This is a genomic window from Methanorbis rubei (assembly GCF_032714495.1).
Lineage (GTDB): Archaea > Halobacteriota > Methanomicrobia > Methanomicrobiales > Methanocorpusculaceae > Methanocorpusculum > Methanocorpusculum rubei.
The window spans coordinates 267,752-286,650 of record NZ_JAWDKB010000002.1 but is presented as its reverse complement, the minus strand read 5'-3'; the positions used below and the strand labels follow the sequence as shown (position 1 = coordinate 286,650).

At 51.7% G+C, this 18,899-nt stretch carries 18 protein-coding genes; 8 read left to right on the top strand and 10 right to left on the bottom strand.

Annotation, left to right across the window (positions count from 1 at the left end):
• Window positions 1–45: 45 nt before the first annotated feature.
• From McpCs1_RS03400 to McpCs1_RS03385, 4 genes are all read right to left on the bottom strand, one after another.
• Entirely contained in the window at window positions 46–558 is a 513-nt protein-coding gene (locus tag McpCs1_RS03400; RefSeq protein ID WP_338095854.1) for a putative immunity protein, read from the bottom strand.
• 206 nt (window positions 559–764) lie between these two features.
• The gene (purF, locus tag McpCs1_RS03395) at window positions 765–2,162 is read right to left on the bottom strand and encodes an amidophosphoribosyltransferase (protein ID WP_338095853.1); all 1,398 of its coding nucleotides are present in this window, start codon (window positions 2,160–2,162) and stop codon (window positions 765–767) included.
• 324 nt (window positions 2,163–2,486) lie between these two features.
• Window positions 2,487–2,750, bottom strand: a complete 264-nt coding sequence (locus tag McpCs1_RS03390) for a TfoX/Sxy family protein (RefSeq protein ID WP_338095852.1) — start codon at window positions 2,748–2,750, stop codon at window positions 2,487–2,489.
• Window positions 2,743–3,300, bottom strand: a complete 558-nt coding sequence (locus McpCs1_RS03385; protein ID WP_338095851.1) for a pyruvoyl-dependent arginine decarboxylase — start codon at window positions 3,298–3,300, stop codon at window positions 2,743–2,745. Before McpCs1_RS03385 ends, McpCs1_RS03390 begins: the two co-directional genes overlap by 8 nt.
• Before the next feature lie 173 nt (window positions 3,301–3,473).
• On the opposite strand from McpCs1_RS03385, the gene McpCs1_RS03380 reads away from it, so the two are divergent.
• From McpCs1_RS03380 to McpCs1_RS03360, 5 genes are all read left to right on the top strand, one after another.
• Entirely contained in the window at window positions 3,474–5,681 is a 2,208-nt protein-coding gene (locus McpCs1_RS03380) for an adenosylcobalamin-dependent ribonucleoside-diphosphate reductase (RefSeq protein ID WP_338095850.1), read from the top strand.
• A 177-nt stretch (window positions 5,682–5,858) separates the two neighbouring features.
• Window positions 5,859–6,110, top strand: coding sequence for a hypothetical protein (locus tag McpCs1_RS03375; protein WP_338095849.1), 252 nt, complete (start codon window positions 5,859–5,861; stop codon window positions 6,108–6,110).
• A gap of 15 nt (window positions 6,111–6,125) precedes the next feature.
• Window positions 6,126–6,731: a hypothetical protein gene (locus McpCs1_RS03370; RefSeq protein ID WP_338095848.1), complete on the top strand. Its 606-nt coding sequence runs from the start codon at window positions 6,126–6,128 to the stop codon at window positions 6,729–6,731.
• Window positions 6,732–6,841: 110 nt separating this feature from the next.
• Complete coding sequence (locus McpCs1_RS03365; protein WP_338095847.1) at window positions 6,842–8,926, top strand: hypothetical protein; 2,085 nt, start codon at window positions 6,842–6,844, stop codon at window positions 8,924–8,926.
• A gap of 66 nt (window positions 8,927–8,992) precedes the next feature.
• Window positions 8,993–10,168: a hypothetical protein gene (locus tag McpCs1_RS03360; protein WP_338095846.1), complete on the top strand. Its 1,176-nt coding sequence runs from the start codon at window positions 8,993–8,995 to the stop codon at window positions 10,166–10,168.
• 9 nt (window positions 10,169–10,177) lie between these two features.
• On the opposite strand, the gene McpCs1_RS03355 is transcribed toward McpCs1_RS03360, so the two are convergent.
• The 4 genes from McpCs1_RS03355 to McpCs1_RS03340 form a co-directional block, all read right to left on the bottom strand.
• A complete protein-coding gene (locus tag McpCs1_RS03355; protein ID WP_338095845.1) occupies window positions 10,178–11,452 on the bottom strand; it encodes a hypothetical protein in 1,275 nt (424 codons plus the stop codon).
• Window positions 11,453–11,522: 70 nt separating this feature from the next.
• Complete coding sequence (locus tag McpCs1_RS03350) at window positions 11,523–12,074, bottom strand: hypothetical protein (RefSeq protein ID WP_338095844.1); 552 nt, start codon at window positions 12,072–12,074, stop codon at window positions 11,523–11,525.
• Window positions 12,075–12,521: 447 nt separating this feature from the next.
• Complete coding sequence (gene thsA / locus McpCs1_RS03345) at window positions 12,522–14,174, bottom strand: thermosome subunit alpha (protein WP_338095843.1); 1,653 nt, start codon at window positions 14,172–14,174, stop codon at window positions 12,522–12,524.
• 162 nt (window positions 14,175–14,336) lie between these two features.
• Window positions 14,337–14,756 carry a winged helix-turn-helix transcriptional regulator gene (locus McpCs1_RS03340; protein ID WP_338095842.1) on the bottom strand — a complete coding sequence of 140 codons (420 nt, stop codon included), beginning with the start codon at window positions 14,754–14,756 and terminating at the stop codon, window positions 14,337–14,339.
• Between the two features lie 132 nt (window positions 14,757–14,888).
• Here McpCs1_RS03340 and McpCs1_RS03335 point away from each other — a divergent pair, with 132 nt between their 5' ends.
• Entirely contained in the window at window positions 14,889–15,446 is a 558-nt protein-coding gene (locus McpCs1_RS03335; RefSeq protein ID WP_338095841.1) for a ferredoxin domain-containing protein, read from the top strand.
• Window positions 15,447–15,459: 13 nt separating this feature from the next.
• On the opposite strand, the gene McpCs1_RS03330 is transcribed toward McpCs1_RS03335, so the two are convergent.
• On the bottom strand, window positions 15,460–15,876 hold the full coding sequence (locus tag McpCs1_RS03330) for a winged helix-turn-helix transcriptional regulator (protein ID WP_338095840.1): 417 nt from the start codon (window positions 15,874–15,876) through the stop codon (window positions 15,460–15,462).
• 151 nt (window positions 15,877–16,027) lie between these two features.
• Here McpCs1_RS03330 and McpCs1_RS03325 point away from each other — a divergent pair, with 151 nt between their 5' ends.
• Window positions 16,028–16,582, top strand: coding sequence for a ferredoxin domain-containing protein (locus tag McpCs1_RS03325; protein WP_338095839.1), 555 nt, complete (start codon window positions 16,028–16,030; stop codon window positions 16,580–16,582).
• A 24-nt stretch (window positions 16,583–16,606) separates the two neighbouring features.
• Here the strand turns inward: McpCs1_RS03325 and McpCs1_RS03320 are convergent, their stop codons facing one another.
• Window positions 16,607–17,557, bottom strand: a complete 951-nt coding sequence (locus tag McpCs1_RS03320; RefSeq protein ID WP_338095838.1) for a transcriptional regulator — start codon at window positions 17,555–17,557, stop codon at window positions 16,607–16,609.
• 52 nt (window positions 17,558–17,609) lie between these two features.
• On the opposite strand from McpCs1_RS03320, the gene McpCs1_RS03315 reads away from it, so the two are divergent.
• Entirely contained in the window at window positions 17,610–18,818 is a 1,209-nt protein-coding gene (locus McpCs1_RS03315) for a TiaS agmantine-binding domain-containing protein (RefSeq protein WP_338095837.1), read from the top strand.
• Window positions 18,819–18,899: the final 81 nt, after the last annotated feature.

The following is an 18,899-nucleotide window of genomic DNA, read 5'->3' as shown; positions in this document are numbered from 1 at the left end:
CAGAAATTAATGGGCAACATCGATACAATTCAAAAAGAGCAGTAGTTATTTTTGCAGAAATTTTGCCCATACCATCTCTGACTTGTCGATCCCTGACCAGTACTCCAGACAGTTCATGAGGAAAATGCACTGTTCGGCACAGAAAGTGTCAGGGTCAACAAAGTCTGCTGCAAATATTTGTGCGTTGACTGCATAGGAAGCAAACGCCATAGAGTGCGTGCCGACATGCACAGTGCCGACAACATGACCCATAGCTCTGGCTGCTGAGCAGGCGGCAGGGTCCGTATCTGCAACAGTGGTTGCGGCATTGTGCGACGCAAGAGCGTAACGTCGTGCTTCAGGCATCTTGATCTCGCCGCGTGACCATGCACGTGCTGCGGCAACCGCCTGCAAAGGCCTGAGATCTTCAGGATAACGTTCAGTAAAAATAGGAAGGATGAGATCAGCACAGTCGAGTGCCCAGAGAATCAGCGTCTTTCGATCCTGCTGTGCAGTAAGCTCTTTCAGTGGTTGAAGAGCTTTGAAGGTCTGCATCAGGGTTCGTTTATTTTGTTTCATCAGGCGTTGTCCGTAAATTCGTGTATTAACAAACAATGTTTGCATTTCAGCCCACGGAAAAACGGAACACACGGAGTTTCACAGAAAAAAAACATCACGGAGCAGACGTGAGCAGCACGGAACCCACATTTGAAACGATATTTCCGTGATGTTTTTTCCGTGTACTCCGTTTTTCCGTGGGTGACTGGACTTAATGCCCCGGTTCATCACTTATACGGATCGATTTTCTCAATGCAGCGCGGCTCCTCTTCCTCGCCATCGATAGCCAGCGGATACTTTCCGGTAAGGCAGCCGGTGCAGAGATGATTGCAGGGAAGACCGATAGCCTCGACGAGGCCTTCAAGAGAAATGTGTGCAAGGCTTGTTGCATTGATTGCCGCCCTCACCCCTTCGACATTTTTGTGATGAGAGATCAGCTCCTCACGCGTCGGGAAGTCGGTTCCAAGATAGCAGGGTGCGATAATTGGCGGGGACGCAACGCGGAGATGAACTTTTTCTGCGCCGAACTCACGGACAAGGGCGATGATCCGACGCGAGGTTGTGCCTCGAACGATGCTGTCGTCAACCAGCACCACGGACTTGCCGGTGATGTGGCCGCGGACCGGATTGAGTTTCATGCGGACAGCCATCTCGCGTTTCTCCTGCGTCGGCATGATGAAGGTGCGGCCGGTGTACCGGTTTTTGATCAATGCTTCGCGGAACGGAGTGCCGGACGCGTCGGCATAACCGGTCGCAGCAGCAATACCTGAGTCCGGCACCGGCGAGACGAGATCAGCATCTGCAGGGGCTTCACCTGCGAGCAGTGCGCCGGTCTTCTGCCGGACATTGTAGACCGAGACACCGTCAATGACCGAGTCTGCCCTAGCGAAATAAATGTACTCAAAGACACAGTGCGCAGGAGATTGGGCTGACATTATCTGCCGCGGATAAACTTTGTCGGCTTTTAAGAGCAGGCTCTCCCCCGGGACAACATCGCGGAGAAACTTTGCACCAACCGCGTCAAAGGCAACGCTTTCGGATGCGACGACATGACCGCCGTCCGGCAGCATGCCGATGCAGAGCGGTTTGATGCCAAGCGGATCGCGGAACGCATAGAGAGAGCCGTCCAGCATGAAGATGACCGCATATGATCCGCGAATGGTGCGCATGCAGAAGCTGATCGCCTCGCCCACGGTGTGGCCGTGAATGATCTCGTTTGCAAGGATTGCAGAAATAACTTCCGTGTCAGATGTTGTTGAAAAGATGTGGCCGCGCCCCTCATACTCGTAGCGGAGCTCGTCGGTGTTGACCAGATTACCGTTGTGCACAACCGAGAGGGTGTGACCGCGGAACATGAAGTTGAACGGCTGGATATTTTCCGGTTTTGAACCGCCGGTGGTCGGATACCTGACATGCCCGAGTCCGGTTTTGCCGGAGAGAGTCTGAAGGGTTTCCTGAGAAAACACCTCAAAGACCAGACCGTATCCTTTGTGTTTATGGACAGTTCCGTTGTCATAGGTGGAGATGCCACCGCTTTCCTGCCCCCGGTGCTGAAGAGCATACAGCGCCAGATACAAGGAACCCGATACCTCGATGTTTGCGACGATGCCTGCGATACCGCACATGTGGAGAAGTATTGGTGCTGTGGGGATTTAGTTATGTTTCTGAGAAAGAATTTTCATAATTACTTGTGAGTCGCCCACGGAAAAACGGAACACGCGGAGTTTCACGGAAAAACATCACGGAGCAGACATGAACAGCACGGAACTCTCATTCAAAATTATTTTTATGTACTTTCACAAAATAATTTTCAGTTTTTCTGTTGAAAAAAAACCAACGAAATTATATTTCCGTGCTGTTCACGTCTGCTCCGTGATGTTTTTCCGTGAAACTCCGCGTGTTCCGTTTTTCCGTGGGCGGCTGATCAATCAGAGATGGAGAAAAAAAAATCAGACTTGGCTAGCGAAACTCTGATAGAATGCTTTCAGATCAGCCTTTACCTCAGGAGGAAGCTCGGACTTTTTTATGCCGCGGATCGCTCCTTCAAAAGAATACAACCGGTGAATGCAGGCTGAGTCATCGATAGCGCGGATCTTCAGCCACGCACCCCTGCTGCCTGCGGCAGAAAGTTCACTTGCCGTGAAGATGCCGACCGCATTCAGCTGACCTTCGACCACTTTGCCGATGTTTGGAAGAAGAGAAAGTTCACCCATGGTTTGGCATAATGAATACAGCCGCAACAACCACCGTCGTCCATGCACCGTCAGTGCAGGTGGCCGAGGTTGAGACATGGCTGGTTTTAATGATCTTGCCGCTCGCAAGATAGATCTGTTCGCGTTCCTGCCAGGCGGTCTCCGGATCAAACGGAATATCAAAGATCGTCGCAAGCATCGTTGCTGCGAGGTCCTCGGCGTACTCACCGCACTCGCGTGAGGAGACATCGCGTGCATGATACTCGGAAAGGTACCCGTGCTGCTTGTCATGAATCTGGGGGACAGCAAGTCCGACTGATGCCGCGACTTTTTGTCCCACAACATTGGTCTGGTCCCGCGCCATCACACAGAACACAATCTCACCCGGGGAGAGGTGGGGGAGTCCCTCCTCGCGGCTGATGATATCAGCATCCGGCGGCATGATGGATGAGACCGTCACAAGATTGTACGGCGCGAGCCCGGCGTTCCTGAGAGCCATTTCAAAAGATACCAGTTTGTCCTTGTGGACTCCGGTGCCTTTTGTAAAGAATACCTTTTCGGGAACAGCCATACTTCAATACAAGTTGCTGTCTGATTCAATAATAATTGTGTTTCACCTGCCACACTCATGATCCATGTGGGAGCAAATGACCAAGATAAATATCAGGGAACTCTAACTAGTAAACATCTCAGTCAGTCGTGCCCCTCACGACACAGACTGAACAATACTATTAGGTTGATGCTATGGCGGACTCAGTTGTTGACAGTATTCTTGCCGCGCGGTATTACCGTGCAGGCGAGAAATCCTTTGAGGATGTTTGCAGGCGTGTGGCAGACGCTCTCGGTGAAACTCCGGAAGAGACAAAAGAATATTTCGAGGCAATGATGAACCTCGAGTTTCTTCCAAACTCACCGACACTCATGAACGCGGGCACGCCGCTCGGCCAGCTCTCTGCCTGCTTTACTTTGCCGGTAAACGACTCTCTGCCTGAGATCTTTGATGCCATCCGCTGGGGTGCAATCATTCACCAGTCCGGCGGCGGCACCGGCTACAACTTTTCTCATCTCCGGCCGGAAGGCTCTCCGGTCCGGTCAACGGACGGCGTTGCATCAGGTCCCGTCTCATTCATGCGGGTCTTTAACGCGGCGACCGATGTTATCAAACAGGGCGGACGCAGGCGCGGCGCGAACATGGGCATCCTCAATGTCTGGCACCAGGACATCATGAAGTTCATCAAGAGCAAGGCCAAGGAAGGCGACTTCTCGAACTTCAATATCTCGGTCATGATGAACGATGAGTTCATGAAAGCAGTCGCAGCAGGTGATCTGGACCGCGAGTGGCTGAAGACTGCCGAAGGCGAGACCATTACGGTCCGCGAGATCTGGGACGGTATTGTGGAAGGGGTCTGGAAGAACGGTGAGCCTGGTATTCTCTTCTATGACACGATAAACTCGAAGAACCCTACTCCGCAGCTTGGCCCGATCGATACGACAAACCCCTGCGGCGAGCAGCCGCTGCTGCCGTTTGAGTCCTGTGTTTTAGGCAGTATCAATCTTGCAATGTTTATCCGTGCAGATGGTGTGAACTATGATGCGCTGGATAAGATGACGCGGATGGCGGTCCGGTTCTTAGACGCGGTCATCACGAAGAATGTGTTCCCGATCGAACAGATCAAGGAGGCAACGAACCGCACGAGGAAGGTTGGTCTTGGTCTGATGGGTGTGCATGATGCGATGCTGATGCTCAGGATTCCGTACGATTCTGAAGCAGGCCGCAACTTCTGCGAGGAGATCATGGCCCGCGTGAATGATGTGGCGATGCAGGAGTCCGAACGGCTTGGTAAGGAGAGGGGAACGTTCCCTGCCTACAAGGATTCGGTCTGGGACCAGCAGGGACGCATTATGCGAAACTCAGCACTGACAACGATCGCGCCGACCGGCACGATCTCGCTTCTTGCCGGATGTTCGTCAGGTATTGAGCCGGTGTTTTCGTTTGCGTACACGCGCCGCAACACGGTCAACAAGACGTTCATTATGGTGCATCCGTACTTCGAGTCCGAGCTCCGCCGCGTGATTGCGGGACTCGGGTTCTCCGGCGATGCTGCCGAGGCAAAGCGTGACGAGATTATCAGTCATGTTCATGAGACCGGATCGGTGCAGGATGTTGCCTGGCTGCCGGAAGCGTTCCGTGCGGTGTTTAAGACTGCGCTTGACATCAAGTGGCGCGATCATGTTCTGATGCAGGCGGTGTTCCAGAAGCATGTGCATGCGTCAATTTCAAAGACGATCAATATGCCGTTCTCTGCAACGAAGGAGCAGGTGGCAGATGCTGTTCTGTTAGCATGGAAGGAGGGCATTAAGGGTATGACGCTCTACCGGACCGGATCGCGTGAGGATGTGGTGCTGGCCCTTGAGAAGAAGGAGGAGAAGAAGGCTGAGCCGGCAGCGACAACTCCCGAGCCGCAGATTGTGCAGCAGCTGTTCGCCCGCCCGCGGGAGCTGGACGGAAGAACATTCCTTGCACAGTCCGGATGCTGCCGTCTGTATATTACGGTGAACACGCTTGCAGGTAAGCCGATGGAGGTGTTCATCAGGACTGTTGGTGCAGGCTGTGAGGCAAGCAGCAATGCTCTTGGCAGAAGTATCAGTACGGGTTTGCAGAATGGTGTGCCGTACGAGAAGTTTGTGAAGCAGTTTGCGAAGGTGAGCTGTATTTCAGCGGTGCGGAACAGAAGTTCAGAAGGAATGTCCTGTGCTGATGTGGTGGGCAAGTGTATTGAACTTGCGGCAACGAATCAGGCGATTGCGACGCTGGACAACTGGGTGGTTCAGACGGTGACGCCTGGTGTGAAGAAGGGGAATCCGTGCCCTGAGTGCGGGGAGCCGCTGGACTTCGGCGAGGGATGCAATATGGGCATCTGTAAGCACTGCGGCTGGAGCGGGTGCAGCTAACCGCCCCGCTTTTTTCTAATGTGGGGTTGCACCCGCCGTGGGCGGGGCAACCCCACAGAAAAAACCGGCTCGGCATTCTCGCTGCGCTCGGAAGCAGCGGTTGATTGGTGATGAGACTTTGGTCAATCTTTTTTTATACTATTTTGATCTACATATCAGCATTGGAGTTTAAGTGAGATGAAAAAACTGTTTTTGATAGCGACGCTCTGTGCACTGCTGATATTTTCCGCAGGAGTGGCGGCAGAAGAAGAGTACTGGGTAGAGATTGATCCTCTTGAAAGTATGGCGATCAAGGCTTCAGTAACGCTGTCAGGAACGACAAATCTCGAACCGGGAACAGTTCTGGAGATCAATCTGATGCCTTTGGGAAGCAAGCCAAAAAGCATAATCACGACGGTGCTGAAAGGTGATAATGGAGTAAATATCTGAAGTGGCACAGCAGATGTGAATTATTATTTTTCCGGAGTCTACAAAGCAATAATCACCGCTCAGTCAGGAAACTCCTCAGTGTCTGTTGACAGGGAAGTTGTCATACCTGATCCATGGATCACCATCGATCCGATTCCGTTCGTCACCGAGGGCATGAACGTGACATTTTCAGGGACAACCAATCTCGCCCCGGGCCTCCGGATTCTTGTCGAGGTCATGAACTCGGATGCCACTCTGTGCGGGATGAACAATATTTTTGGACGATCACTCATAACGAATGTTCTCGAGGGAGATGACGGCATTCAGACATGGAATGCTACGATCGATACCACCGGCTTTCCTTTCAAGGAGTTCACTATCAAGCTGAATGGTATCGAAGTGGATGTAACCAGAACGGGACATTTCATGGTCTATCCGGCGGGTTCCACAACGCCGGCACCAACACGGGAGACACCAAAGAAACCAACAATGATACATCCGAACGTGATCACTTGGAAAGGAAAAGAAATTGACATGAGTATCTATCCATCGGCAGAAACTACGCCGGCACAGGCCTCAGGCTTCACGTTTGTTGTGGTACTTCTTGGAGGGGCTGCGGCGGTGATGCTCACGCGGAAGTGATGAGAATTTGGTCAATCTTTTTTTTATATTTTTTCGCTCCACATACCAGCATTGGGATGTGAACGGAAATGAAAAAAATAATTTTCAGCATACTCTTGTGCCTGCTGTTGATGCTTATTAGAACAGCAGCAGCGGAGGACACATGGATCAGAATTAATCCTATTCAGCAGCCGGCGATTGATGAGCCGTACATCATTACCGGCAGCACAAACATTCCATCAGACACAGCAATCGTTCTCAAAATCCATCGATACGATGGAACACTTCCGACATCCGAACAAAAGGACATCCAAAATCTCCCAGTCGCATTCACCACAACGATGGTCGTTGACGGAGACGCATCAATTCGCAGCTGGTCGGTTGAAGGACCGAAGCCTGAGTCACTGCCAGCCGGAAACTATGACTATGTTGCAGCAGCAAGTCTGATGTATGCTGATGACGAGCTGCTTGCCGTTGAGTATCTGCCAAAACCAAACATCTGGGCTGCGATATATCCTGTTTTCGATCGAACGGTCGGGGACGCAGTCCGCATCTCTGGCACCACAAACATTCCTGAGGGCGGAACTGTTCTTATTGAAGTATCCCACGTGGATGGGCAAACATCTGCATTTCAAAAAAATGTCATCGTCTCCTCCGGAGATAACGGGACAAACACCTGGACGGTCGTAGTTGACACTGCCGGATTTTCCCCGGGAATGCATACGGTCACCATCCCAGACGTCATGCATCAACAGGGCCCGGGATTCATGCTGAATCCTTTTGTGAATGTGAGTCCATGGTGGATCACCTTCGATCCGATTTATGATCAGTCCATCGAGGAGCCGCTCGTACTCTCAGGCGCAACAAATCTCGCAGCAGGCACAACGCTTGATGTTGTGATAAAGTCGGCAAGCCTGCTCGTTACAGGGACGGACTATCCGAAAGCATTTGTCGGAACTGCCGTCGTGCAGAAAGGTGATGCAGGCATCAACTTCTGGAGCAGCTCAGCAGAGATTCAACCGAAGTATGCCGATCAGTATGAGGTGACGGTGACGGATGCAGAAACCAAAGCCAGAGTGTTTGACTATGTCAATCTCGATAGTTTCGCAGGCGCACCGCTCGATGAGTACTGGATAACGATGAACGAGGTCAGGACATCAGGCGCGAACGAATCCTATGTGATCTCAGGCAGCACAACCGTTCCGCTGGGAACAACAGTTGTCGTCGATCTTTACCGGATCGACACAACCGTTTCCACCGTGCCGGACGATGTATCCTCTCTTCCAAAAACAGACAGCATCTCAACAATCGTGTTGAAAGGAGAAAACGGTGTGAATCACTGGGTAGCTGTCTCCTCTTTGAGATCAGAAGATCTGTTAAAGAAAAATATCCGCTCTATTGCAGTCGCCTACCCGCGGGAGTTTTCTCAGGTGTCTCCGGTATCGCGAATGGTTCAAAGTACCGGAGACTGGACAACAGTCGATCAGGTTCCGGGCGGTGTGATTGGTGATCTCATCACAATCTCAGGTAAAACCTCACTTGCGCCGGGAGAGTGGATAACATTCGAAGTCTATGAAGTGCCGTGGGCCGCGAAGCCGGATCAAAAACCCAAAGAGCCGGTGTTCAGCAAAGAGGTGATGATCGGAAAAGGATCTCTCTGGTCTGTGGAGCTGGACACTTCAAACCTCCGGATCGGAAAATATACAATTGTTGCGGACGACGCTTCGTATCTCTCAGGTCCGGTCTTTTCGCTGGGAACAGCAGCGAAGTATCTGTGGATTGTTGTCGATCCGATTCCTCTCCTCAGGCAGGGTGACAACTTCACCCTCTCCGGCAGAACAGGATTGGATGCAGGTCTGCATCTCTTGATAGAAATTTTGCCGAAATATATTGTGGAACGTGAGCAGGCACACGACAGCCGCTCCTACAGTACCTCGTCCGGCATGTATCAGGTTGTGATGGTGGAGAGAGGAGAGGACGGCGAAAATATATGGAGCGTACCGGTCAGCACAGAAAAATGGAAAGCAGATACCTATTATCTGAAAATTTCAGCACTCGAGGTGGATCTGACACAGCGCGGAGTGTTCGAACTCTATCCAAGAGGTTATGTTCAGCAGACCGCGACAGAGTCACCGGAAAAAACACAGACTCCGGGTTTTGCATGCATCGCAACAATGCTCGTCGTTGCGGCGGCGGTGATGCTCGCACGGAAGTGATGAGACTTTGGTCAATTTTTTTTTATACTCTTTTGATCTACATACCAGCATTGGAGTATGCATGAAATGAAAAAACTATTTTTTGCAGCAGTGGTGTGTGCAGTGCTGATATTTTCCGCAGGAGTCGCGGCAGATGAAGAGTACTGGATAACCATTGATCCGATTCCGGATCAGATGCTTGGCTCAACCTACATAATCAACGGAGAAACAAATCTGCCAGTTGGAAGCAAACTGTTCTTTGAACATTATTGGGCTGACTGGGAATGTCATGACACACGAGTCTGCTGCAAGCCCATTAATTCCGGAGAGACATCAAACATAATTCAGGTACAGCAGGGAACAGGAGATGCAAATGTCTGGAGTTTCATCATGGACACCTCAGAGTTCGGATACGCAAGAAAATTTCTGGCAAAAGTCACCTCCTTTGACACAGATTTCAGGACAAGCACAACCTACAACCTCATCGAGCGAACGCCTGAAACATCATGGATCATGATCGATCCGATCCCTGATCAAAATGTTGGAGCGAACATTACCATCACCGGCTCCGTGTTCCAGCCACAGGAAGGAATGTTCCTCATCGACATTCAGCCGATATGGTTCGATCACAACACTGCCCCTGACACCACGGAAGCACGTCCCTTCGTAAAATATATACTGGTAACAGTACCAAAAGGGACGACAGAATTCTACAACTGGAGCATCTCCCTTGACACCGCAACCCTCCCGACGGACGTCTACCAAGTGAAAGCATCCGGTCTCGACTATGATTTTGGATCACAGACCCGGACTTTTATTCTCCGGGGCGACGGAGAAGCTGATAGTTCGGTCATCGATATTTCTCCGGTAAAAAGTGTAATTACCGGAGATCCACTCATCATTCAGGGATCCATCAACACCGGAAAAGAAACAACACTGCTGTATGAACTTGTGCCAAACAGAGTCTATTACTCGGTCGAAGACACACGAACCGGATACACCAGAACAACACCACTCAGAGCATATGGTAAGGATCGCAACACTGTCTTCTGGGAAGTGTCACTCGACACGGCAGGACTTCCTGCCGGAGAGTATCTGTTGAAAGTATATGTACCAGACGCACCGGTCACCGCTGAGGCTGAAGTCACCCTTCAGAGCAGATCATCTGTACCGGTACCAACACAGACCCCCGGTTTCGGCCTGGGCATACTCGTACTCGCATTCACCGCAGCCGTCGTGCTTAGTTTACTGCGCAAAAAATAAAAAATAAAATCAGACGCCGGTCTGTTTAAAGAGGCGGAGACATCGTTCCTTGTACTCAGCCTCGGTGATCACACCGGTATTTCGCAGAAGTTTCAGCGAATCAAGACACGCATCGATCATCTCCTCTTCGATAGCATCCTGCGGCTCAAGCGTAATCGACATAGGAAGAGTCTTCTTCGTCTCAGAAGTCGGCTGCGGTTCCGCCGCAGCCGGCTTCTCCTGACTCGGGACTGATGAACGCGGAAGCGGCGTGGGAAGCAGAGACTTGATTGGCTCCTTACTCTCAGACTCTTTTGGCACCGGCAGGCTCTCCAGCTCCTTTGAAATAACCGCCGCCGCCTCAGCCGCAAGCTTCTCCTTCTTCGAGAGCGGCTTTGTCGCCGACACATACACCTCGGAGTCATCCTCATCAGCAGGAACCAGAGGTTCGGTTGCAAGTTTTGCAAGCCGTCCGGCACCCGGGGTCTTGGACTTCGAATGGCTGTCCGGTAGAATCAGGGCATCGCCTCCCTCCTCATTCGCCCACTGATCATCCGTAACCCCTGCACCCTTGTCGAGAACGGTCGCATCATTCAAAAGTTCGCCAGGCTCACCCCCACGTTCCTCAATCTCAGCCGCGATCTCAACGGTCTCCACCATCCGCTGAATGCGGGAGTTCACCGCAACCGAGCTCATCTCCTCGGCAGCGAGAGAGACCTCCTCAGACATATCCTCAAACACATCCTCGTCAGCAGCCTCCGGAGGGAAGTGATCGAACAGCTTCTCGGTTGACTCATAGCACCCGATGCCCGGCATCTCCTTGTCCTCAAACAGATCCTCGGAAGGAATGGTCGGAACCGAAGACAGCACAGTATCATTCTCCCTCAGCATATACTCGTCGAACAAAATATTCTGGCGATGCAAAAACTTCCATTCGCCGCCAACCTTCTCAAGCATCACCTCGCGAAGAGTCAGAAGCATCCTGCGCATCTCCTCAGCACTGTTTCGAACGCCATTGAAAACATTTTTTTCGCCGTCGATGCGGGTGAGAGTCAGAACCGTGGAGAGACCGCGGGTGAACTTCACATGGACCTGGGCCAGGTCTACGTAATTTATCACAAACAATCGGTAGGTCACCGAGGTCTCAGGATATGCCCCGAGAATGCGCAGGCGGGTAAACAAAATCGGCAGATGATAGTTGTCACTGCTGCGGGCATACAAAACCTCCAGCACCTCTTCACTTGGAGGGATGTCGTCCAGAACCTCAATCGGGAGATCGTATTCATAGAGAACGTCGTGGCGCACAGTATCGTCCTAAATACTTGGAGTATATTGGTGCTGTTTCTTAGTTAAACTTAGTAAGTACACACAGGCCTCAGGCATTCTTTTTTCTCCGGATCTTACGGAGAAACGCATCGCGCCCCTCGCCGTCGCCGGAGATCCACCACGGGGTCCATGCAGGATTCCATCGTAGAACAAGAGCGGTGACAATGCAGCAGATGATGGCAGAAAATAGTGCGGCCCCGATAAAAAATCCGAAGATCGACTCTCCGAACAGCGGAATCGATACAGAGGAGACCATCACGCAGTATGCAGCAAGGTGGGAACAGATGATGATTAAAACCCAGCCGAGATTGCGTTTCGTCCACGAGGCAACCGCAAGATAACTGACCGCACATCCGCTGCCGAGAGCAAACAGACAGAGTGGGTAGCCAAGCCAGGGAAGGGTTGATGCAGGAATCAGAATACCGGTCCCGATTATGGAGACGACAGCACCGATTACCGCGAGAATCAGAATCCTCTGCACAACCGGAAGAGTTTTTGTGAAGTAGACGAAGGCAAGGGCGATGACCGCCGCCCCGAGGGTGTAGTTGAGTGTATTGACCCAGAGGGAAAAGTATGCGAAAAGAACGGTCAGCGGATCCATGAACTGCTGTACTGTTGGTCGCAGGAGAATATAGCGTTTCAGGGAGGAATCATGTCAGTTTGTGATCGGCGCTGTGCCTTTATCCACGAGCCGCCCACGGAAAAACGAGACGCATGCCTTCGGCCTGCTTACCGCTTCGCGGGAACACACAGAAATTTCACGGAAAAAACATCACGGAGCAGACGTGAACAGAACGGAATTCATATTCAAAACGATATTTCTGTACTCCCGCAAAATAATTTTTAGTTGTTTTTTAATCAACGATATTTTTTTCGTAGCATCATATTCAAAACAATATTTCCGTGATGTTCACGTCTGCTCCGTGATGTTTTCAGTAAAGTTCTGTGTGCTCCCGCGAAGCGGTAAGCAGGCCGAAGGCATGCGTCTCGTCTTTCTGTGGGCGGAGCAGAACATAATGGACAAAAAAAGAAAAAAATTATTTGAAATTTACATCATTCCAGGTGGCATGCCGCCCATTCCACCCATTCCGCCCATTGCGGCCATCTCTTCCGGAGACGGACCTGCGGATCTTGCGGATGCAATGACATCATCGATTCTGAGAATCATGACTGCTGCTTCTGCTGCGGATGCAATTGCCTGAGTCTTCACGCGGAGCGGCTCAACAACGCCTTCCTTCCACATGTCAACCGGCTCGCCCTTGAAGACATCAAGACCGAAGGTCTTCTTGCCCTTCTCGTGAGCTGCACGGAGCTCGACAAGCTTGTCGATCGGGTCAAGACCTGCGTTCTCTGCAAGGGTTCTCGGGATGATCTCAAGTGCGGATGCGAATGCCTCAATTGCGAGCTGGATACGTCCGCCCTGGGTTGCTGCGTACTCACGGAGTCTGAGGGAAAGCTCAACTTCCGGTGCTCCTCCGCCTGCAACGACCTTCTTGTCCTCAACAACAACACCGACAACGCGGAGAGCGTCCTCAAGTGCACGGCCAAGCTCGTCGACAACGTGCTCGGTTCCGCCTTTGATGATGATCGAGACAGCTTTCGGGTTCTTGCACTTCTCAACGAAGATCATCTCTTCGCCGCCGACCTTGCGTTCCTCAACAAGGCCTGCAATACCAAGCTCGTCACCGCTGATTGCGTCGATAGAGGAGATCAGTGCGCCGCCGGTTGCACGGGCGAGTTTCTCCATGTCAGACTTCTTAACACGGCGGGTTGCAAAGATACCTGCCTTTGCAAGGTAGTGCTGTGCAATGTCGTCGATACCCTTCTGACAGAAGAGAACATTTGCGCCGGATGCCTTAATCTTCTCGACGATGCCCTTAATCATGCGCTCTTCCTCATCGAGGAACATCTGGAGCTGGTCAGGGCTGGTGATGCTGATCTCTGCGTCAACTTCAGTCTTCTTGTACTCGACTGCTGCGTTGAGGAGGAGAATCTTTGCATTCTTCACGGTCTTGGGCATGCCAGGGTGGACACGCTCTTTGTCGATGATCATGCCTTCGACAATCTCGGAGTCCTCGATTGCACCGCCGACACGCTTCTCGACTTTGACGTTCTCGGTGTCAACAGTTCCGTCAGCATCTGCGACGAGAGTGATTGCACGAACGATTAAGTCACAAAGTTTGTCCTTGGATGCCTCGGCATTCTTACCGGTCATTGCAGTTCCTGCAATCTTGGAAAGGATTTCCTTGTCTTTTGCTTTGACATCGACTGCAATGCCCTTGAGAAGTTCCTGTGCTTTCTCTGCTGCCTGACGGTAGCCGAGCGTGATAACGGTCGGGTGAACGTCCTGCTCAAGAAGCTCTTCGGATTTCTTCAGAAGTTCGCCTGCGATAACGACTGCGGTGGTGGTTCCATCTCCGACTTCGTCATCCTGGGTCTTTGCGACCTCGACCATCATCTTTGCTGCCGGGTGCTCGATGTCCATCTCTTTGAGGATGGTTACACCGTCGTTGGTGATAACGACGTCACCAATGGTGTCGACGAGCATCTTGTCCATACCTTTCGGACCAAGAGTGGTTCTTACTGCACCGGCAACTGCCTTTGCTGCAGCAATGTTCATGCTCTGTGCGTCCCGTCCGCGGGTACGGGATCCGCCTTCTTTAAGAATCAGAATAGGCTGTCCGCCAAGTTGTGCTGACATGATTATTTATCTCCAAGTACTCTGCCGTGCAGAGTAATGTATGCAGATTAGGTTGCTTTGTGGTTCTATATAAATTTGATTATATTGCAATTTCACGGAGACAAAAAAAATGGGACGAACGCCGGAGGGGCATTCCATTGGTTTAAGGCGCGCCCGAAAATCTCAGACCTGATCATTTGCGCCTGAGGAACATGACTGGAGAACATCAGAGCATATCTCTCCGCCCGGATTTCTTTTGACATAGCCGGCCGGAATCTGATCAGGATAATGAATTGCTGCCCAGTCACACAAAGTTGAGAGAGCCGGCAGAAGGGCGAGTCCTGACTCTGTTAAGCAGTACTCGACCCTTGGAGGGATTTCCTCGTACTGGGTTCTGATGATGAGGCCGTCCTCTTCAAGACTTTTCAGCTGCAGCGAAAGCATGTGCGCGGTGATGTGGGGGATGGTGTCTTTGATCTTTGAGTACCGGATACTGCCGTAGCCGATGATCCAGATGATGCTTGCCTTCCACCGTCCGCCGATGCGGTCAAAGGCAGCTTCGACCGGGCAGTGGTACGGATGTTTTCTGGTATTTTTCGTCATGGGGTGGCTTGTGCAATAGGTGTATCCTCATTCCATTTATGTTTTCGTGGAAAAACACAGTATCAGTAATGATACCGAATCTGTTCGCTGATACTTTTTTGTATTTATGGAAAAATCGCAAAAGAAGTATGCATGATATCCGAGATTGATACCGTGGAAATTGTTGCGGGACTGATGATGGTTGCAGCACGAACCGCTCCGAAAGCGATGGCAGTTGATTCGATCGTAACAAAAATAGTTGCAGGCAAAGAGCTGGAAAGTTTTGCAAAAAAGATGGATGAGATCGGGGAACAGACCGGCATGACATTTTTCAATACCAATGCAAATCATCTGAGAGCTGCTGACCTGATGGTTCTCATCGGTGTGAAAGGCTGTCAGCCGCTTGGTGCAAACTGCGGGGGGTGTGGTCACGCAACCTGTGCAGAGTTTGGAAAAGAGGTCAGGGCTGCTGCGCAAGCAGTCGCAGATTATCCGGGACCGAACTGTATCTTCAAGGTAACCGACCTCGGCATCGCGGTAGGGTCTGCGGTGAAGTGTGCGGCGTCCCACAATGTGGACAACAGAGTCATGTACACCGCAGGTGTTGCGGCGAAAAAACTTCAGGTGATGGATGAGTGCAGCATCGTCTACGGCATCCCGCTCAAAGCGTCGGGAAAAAATATTTTCTTTGCAGACCCAGTGATGCATTAAACCAATATTTTTTTCAGAGAATATTTTCCGCAGACGAACAGACGGAAAAATTTTCAGAGTTTTGCTGACAGAAAAATCTCCGACAATTTTTCCGGACAGGGGATGAGACCCTGCTTGGAAGATGCACTGAAGCCCAGCCGCAGAGATAGCCAAGTATCGGAAGAAGTTCAAGTCCTGCCGGCGTCAGATGATACTCGACCCGCAGCGGGACCTCCTGATACTGGATCCTGATGATGAGCCCGTCGTTCTCAAGACTCTTCAGCTGGCGGGACAAAATATGCGGACTTATTGGAACAAGACTTGTCTTGATATCAGAGTAGCGGAGTTTGTCGTAGCCGATGCACCAGATGATGAGCGGCTTCCACCGTCCGCTGATACAGTCAAATGCGGCCTCGACAGGCCATTGGGGTAAATTATCTCTGACGGCCACTGGTCCCTACCACCATTGTCCTTTCGTTAGTTTCTCATCAGATATATCTCCTCGGACCCTGACAAACTGCGTCCAATAGTCATCTCGATGATACCATGTATTATCGCAATTACTCTCGATTATTTTGTGTTCAAAAAACAAAAGAACACTCATGGTTTCAGAAACAGAAGTGGTAAAATCCGTTGCCGGTCTCATGGTCGTTGCAGCCAGAACCGCCCCGAAAGCGATGGGTTTTGACTCAATTATTGCAACCGTTGTCTACGGAAATGACATCGCACGGCTCGCGAATGAGATGGAAGAGTATGCGAAGGAGAAGGGAGTGGGATACTTCAGCGACAATGCAAAACAGATACGAAAATGTGATGCGATCGTTTTGATCGGTGTGAAAGGCTGGATGGTGGTTGGTGCAAACTGCGGAGGATGCGGCTACCATACCTGTCGGGAGTTTACCAAAGCTGTCCGGAGTCATCCGCCAACCGAGTACTCAGAGTATCCGGGCCCGAACTGTGTTATCAAGGTAACAGATCTGGGTGTTGCACTCGGCTCTGCCGTGAAATGTGCGAGCCAGAACAATGTGGACAACAGAGTCATGTACACCGTCGGCGTTGTTGCACAACGGCTGCATCTGATGGATGCATGTACCATGGTCTACGGCATTCCGCTCAACTCGTCAGGCAAGAACATCTTCTATCCGACAAAAATATAATTTCGGGGCAGACCCTTCTACCCCCTACTGTTTATCTGCGACCATCTCCAAAAGATCTGATCCATCGGAGACATCCTTCAACCGCTCTTCCCCAATCACGAGCGTCTTTCCAATCTTTTTTTCCTTCCGGTAATCAGAGACAACGCAGAGCGAGTGCGTGCCTGAGATCTGGGAGATGTTGCCCACCAGTTCCGCACGACGGACGGTCTTCTGGGCAGTGCCGTAGCAGGTGAGGATGGTCTCATCCTCAAACACCGCGAACGCATGGAACGGAGCACGGCGAAGTTCATGAACGCTGATCCCAATCGACCGCAGCCGGTCGGCAGGCTGCTGATGCGCATCAGCATCCGTGCCGTGGCCTGCGGGAAGCGAGGCAGGGCTCTTGGCTTCAGCTGCAGGCGTGTAGCGGAAGAGATCAATCGGCATCACAATATCGTCGTTGAACAGCTCTTCAAGCCGCATGGCAACATCCAATGTTGTGCCCATCCCTCCTTCGTACTTGCTGATGGTGCGGCGGGACACACCGAGGAGATGGGCGAGGTCTCCGAGGGACATCGACTGCTCCTCGCGAAGTTCGCGAAGTTTGTCTGCATCGATGTTGACATAGAGGCCGCCAGGCGAGGCATAGACGAGCGGCAGCTCGCCTTCGGCAAGATAATCGTACAGAGTCGCGGATGACACGGCGTTGATGCTGTAGCGAAGATAAATTGCGCCGCGTTCAAGAGGAGCGTCTCGTGCACGCTCACCAATTATCAAAGGGATTGCTCCAAGGTGTCGCGCAATTTTGTCCAGGTCCCAGGCGATGTCTTCGTTGACGCTGTCGATCTGGGACACGACCTTGATAACGAGCAGATGTTCACCGTCTGACGTCATCAGATCGAAACTTCGCGGACGAATCTCGCAGCGTTCCGACACATCATAGCCTGCCATGATCAGGATGCTGACCACGTTCTGAAGCAGTCGGTCGTTGGACATAAAATGGTATAATCGTAATAGTAATGCAGTTCAATAAAATAGTATCGATAGAATGTTCATCGGATTGGACGACACCGACTCTGTAGACGGGATGTGCACTACGTATTTAGGCGCGATGCTCGCTGAAAAACTTCAGCGCGCAGGCTGCATCGTAGCGGAGCTGCGGCTGATCAGACTAAATCCGAATGTGGTGTGGAAGACGCGGGGAAATGCGGCGGTGTGTCTGGAGGTTTTGGGCGGAGAGCCAAAGGAGGTGTTTGCCCTCGCATGCGAATTGGTCGAAGAGTTCGCAGAGTTCGGCTGCGAGAAGACGAATCCCGGCGTGGTGGTGGTTGAGGAAAAGCCTGATCCCGAATATTACTATCAGGCTCTGCAAAGATTCTGCACCATCGAGGAAACTACTCAGCGGCTGGATACGATCAAGGCATTGTATCAGGGATACAAATGTGGGCGCGGACTTATCGGCGCTCTTGCGGCGGTGTCGTCTGTTCTGCCGGACGCAACATACGAGTATCTTGCATACCGGTCGCCCGACCGGTTTGGAACACCGCGAACCATTCAGCCCGGGAGTTTTTTTGCGTCAGCCAAAGCAACCGTTCCGCACACCTGGGATACGGTTGACTTCGCCGCAAAAACGGTTGTGTGCGTACCACATGGAAAGGATCCGGTACTCTACGGCATCCGCGGCGAGTCGCCTGAGTGGGTTGCCGCATCAGCAGAGATGCTTGAAACCGAACTGCCTTCGCTTACAAAAATCTGGAAAACAAATCAGGGAACCGACGCACATCTGATCGAGTATGCCGGAACCACGGAAGAGGGATTCTCATACAAAATTTCCGGCATGGTTGCAAGTGTGCCGGAAACAAAACAAGGCGGACACGTGCAGTTTGTGTTTCAGCCTGAGATTGGAGAAGAGATCACGGTGTTTGCGTTTGAGCCGACCAAGGAGTTTCGGCACATGGTGCGAAAACTCCTCCCAGAGGACATAGTCACCCTCTGCGGCAGTTATCAGAACGGTGTTCTGCATCTGGAAAAGTTCTGCCTGCACACGCCCGCAGCAGTAGAGCTTCGCACATCACCCAAGTGTCCAGTCTGCGGCGGTCGCATGACCTCTGCCGGCCGCGGAAAAGGATACAAATGCCGTAGCTGCTCGGGCCGCGTCCGCGATGTCGCGGAGATGCCGAGAGATATTGATGAAGGATGGTATGAGGTCCCGCCCGGCGCACGAAGGCATCTCGCAAAACCGGTTGTGCGGATGTGATTTTGAAACGCGAATCGCATGCCTGCGGCCTGCTCACCGCTTCGCGGAAGAGCGCAAATAGCGCGAATAAAAAAATCGCCA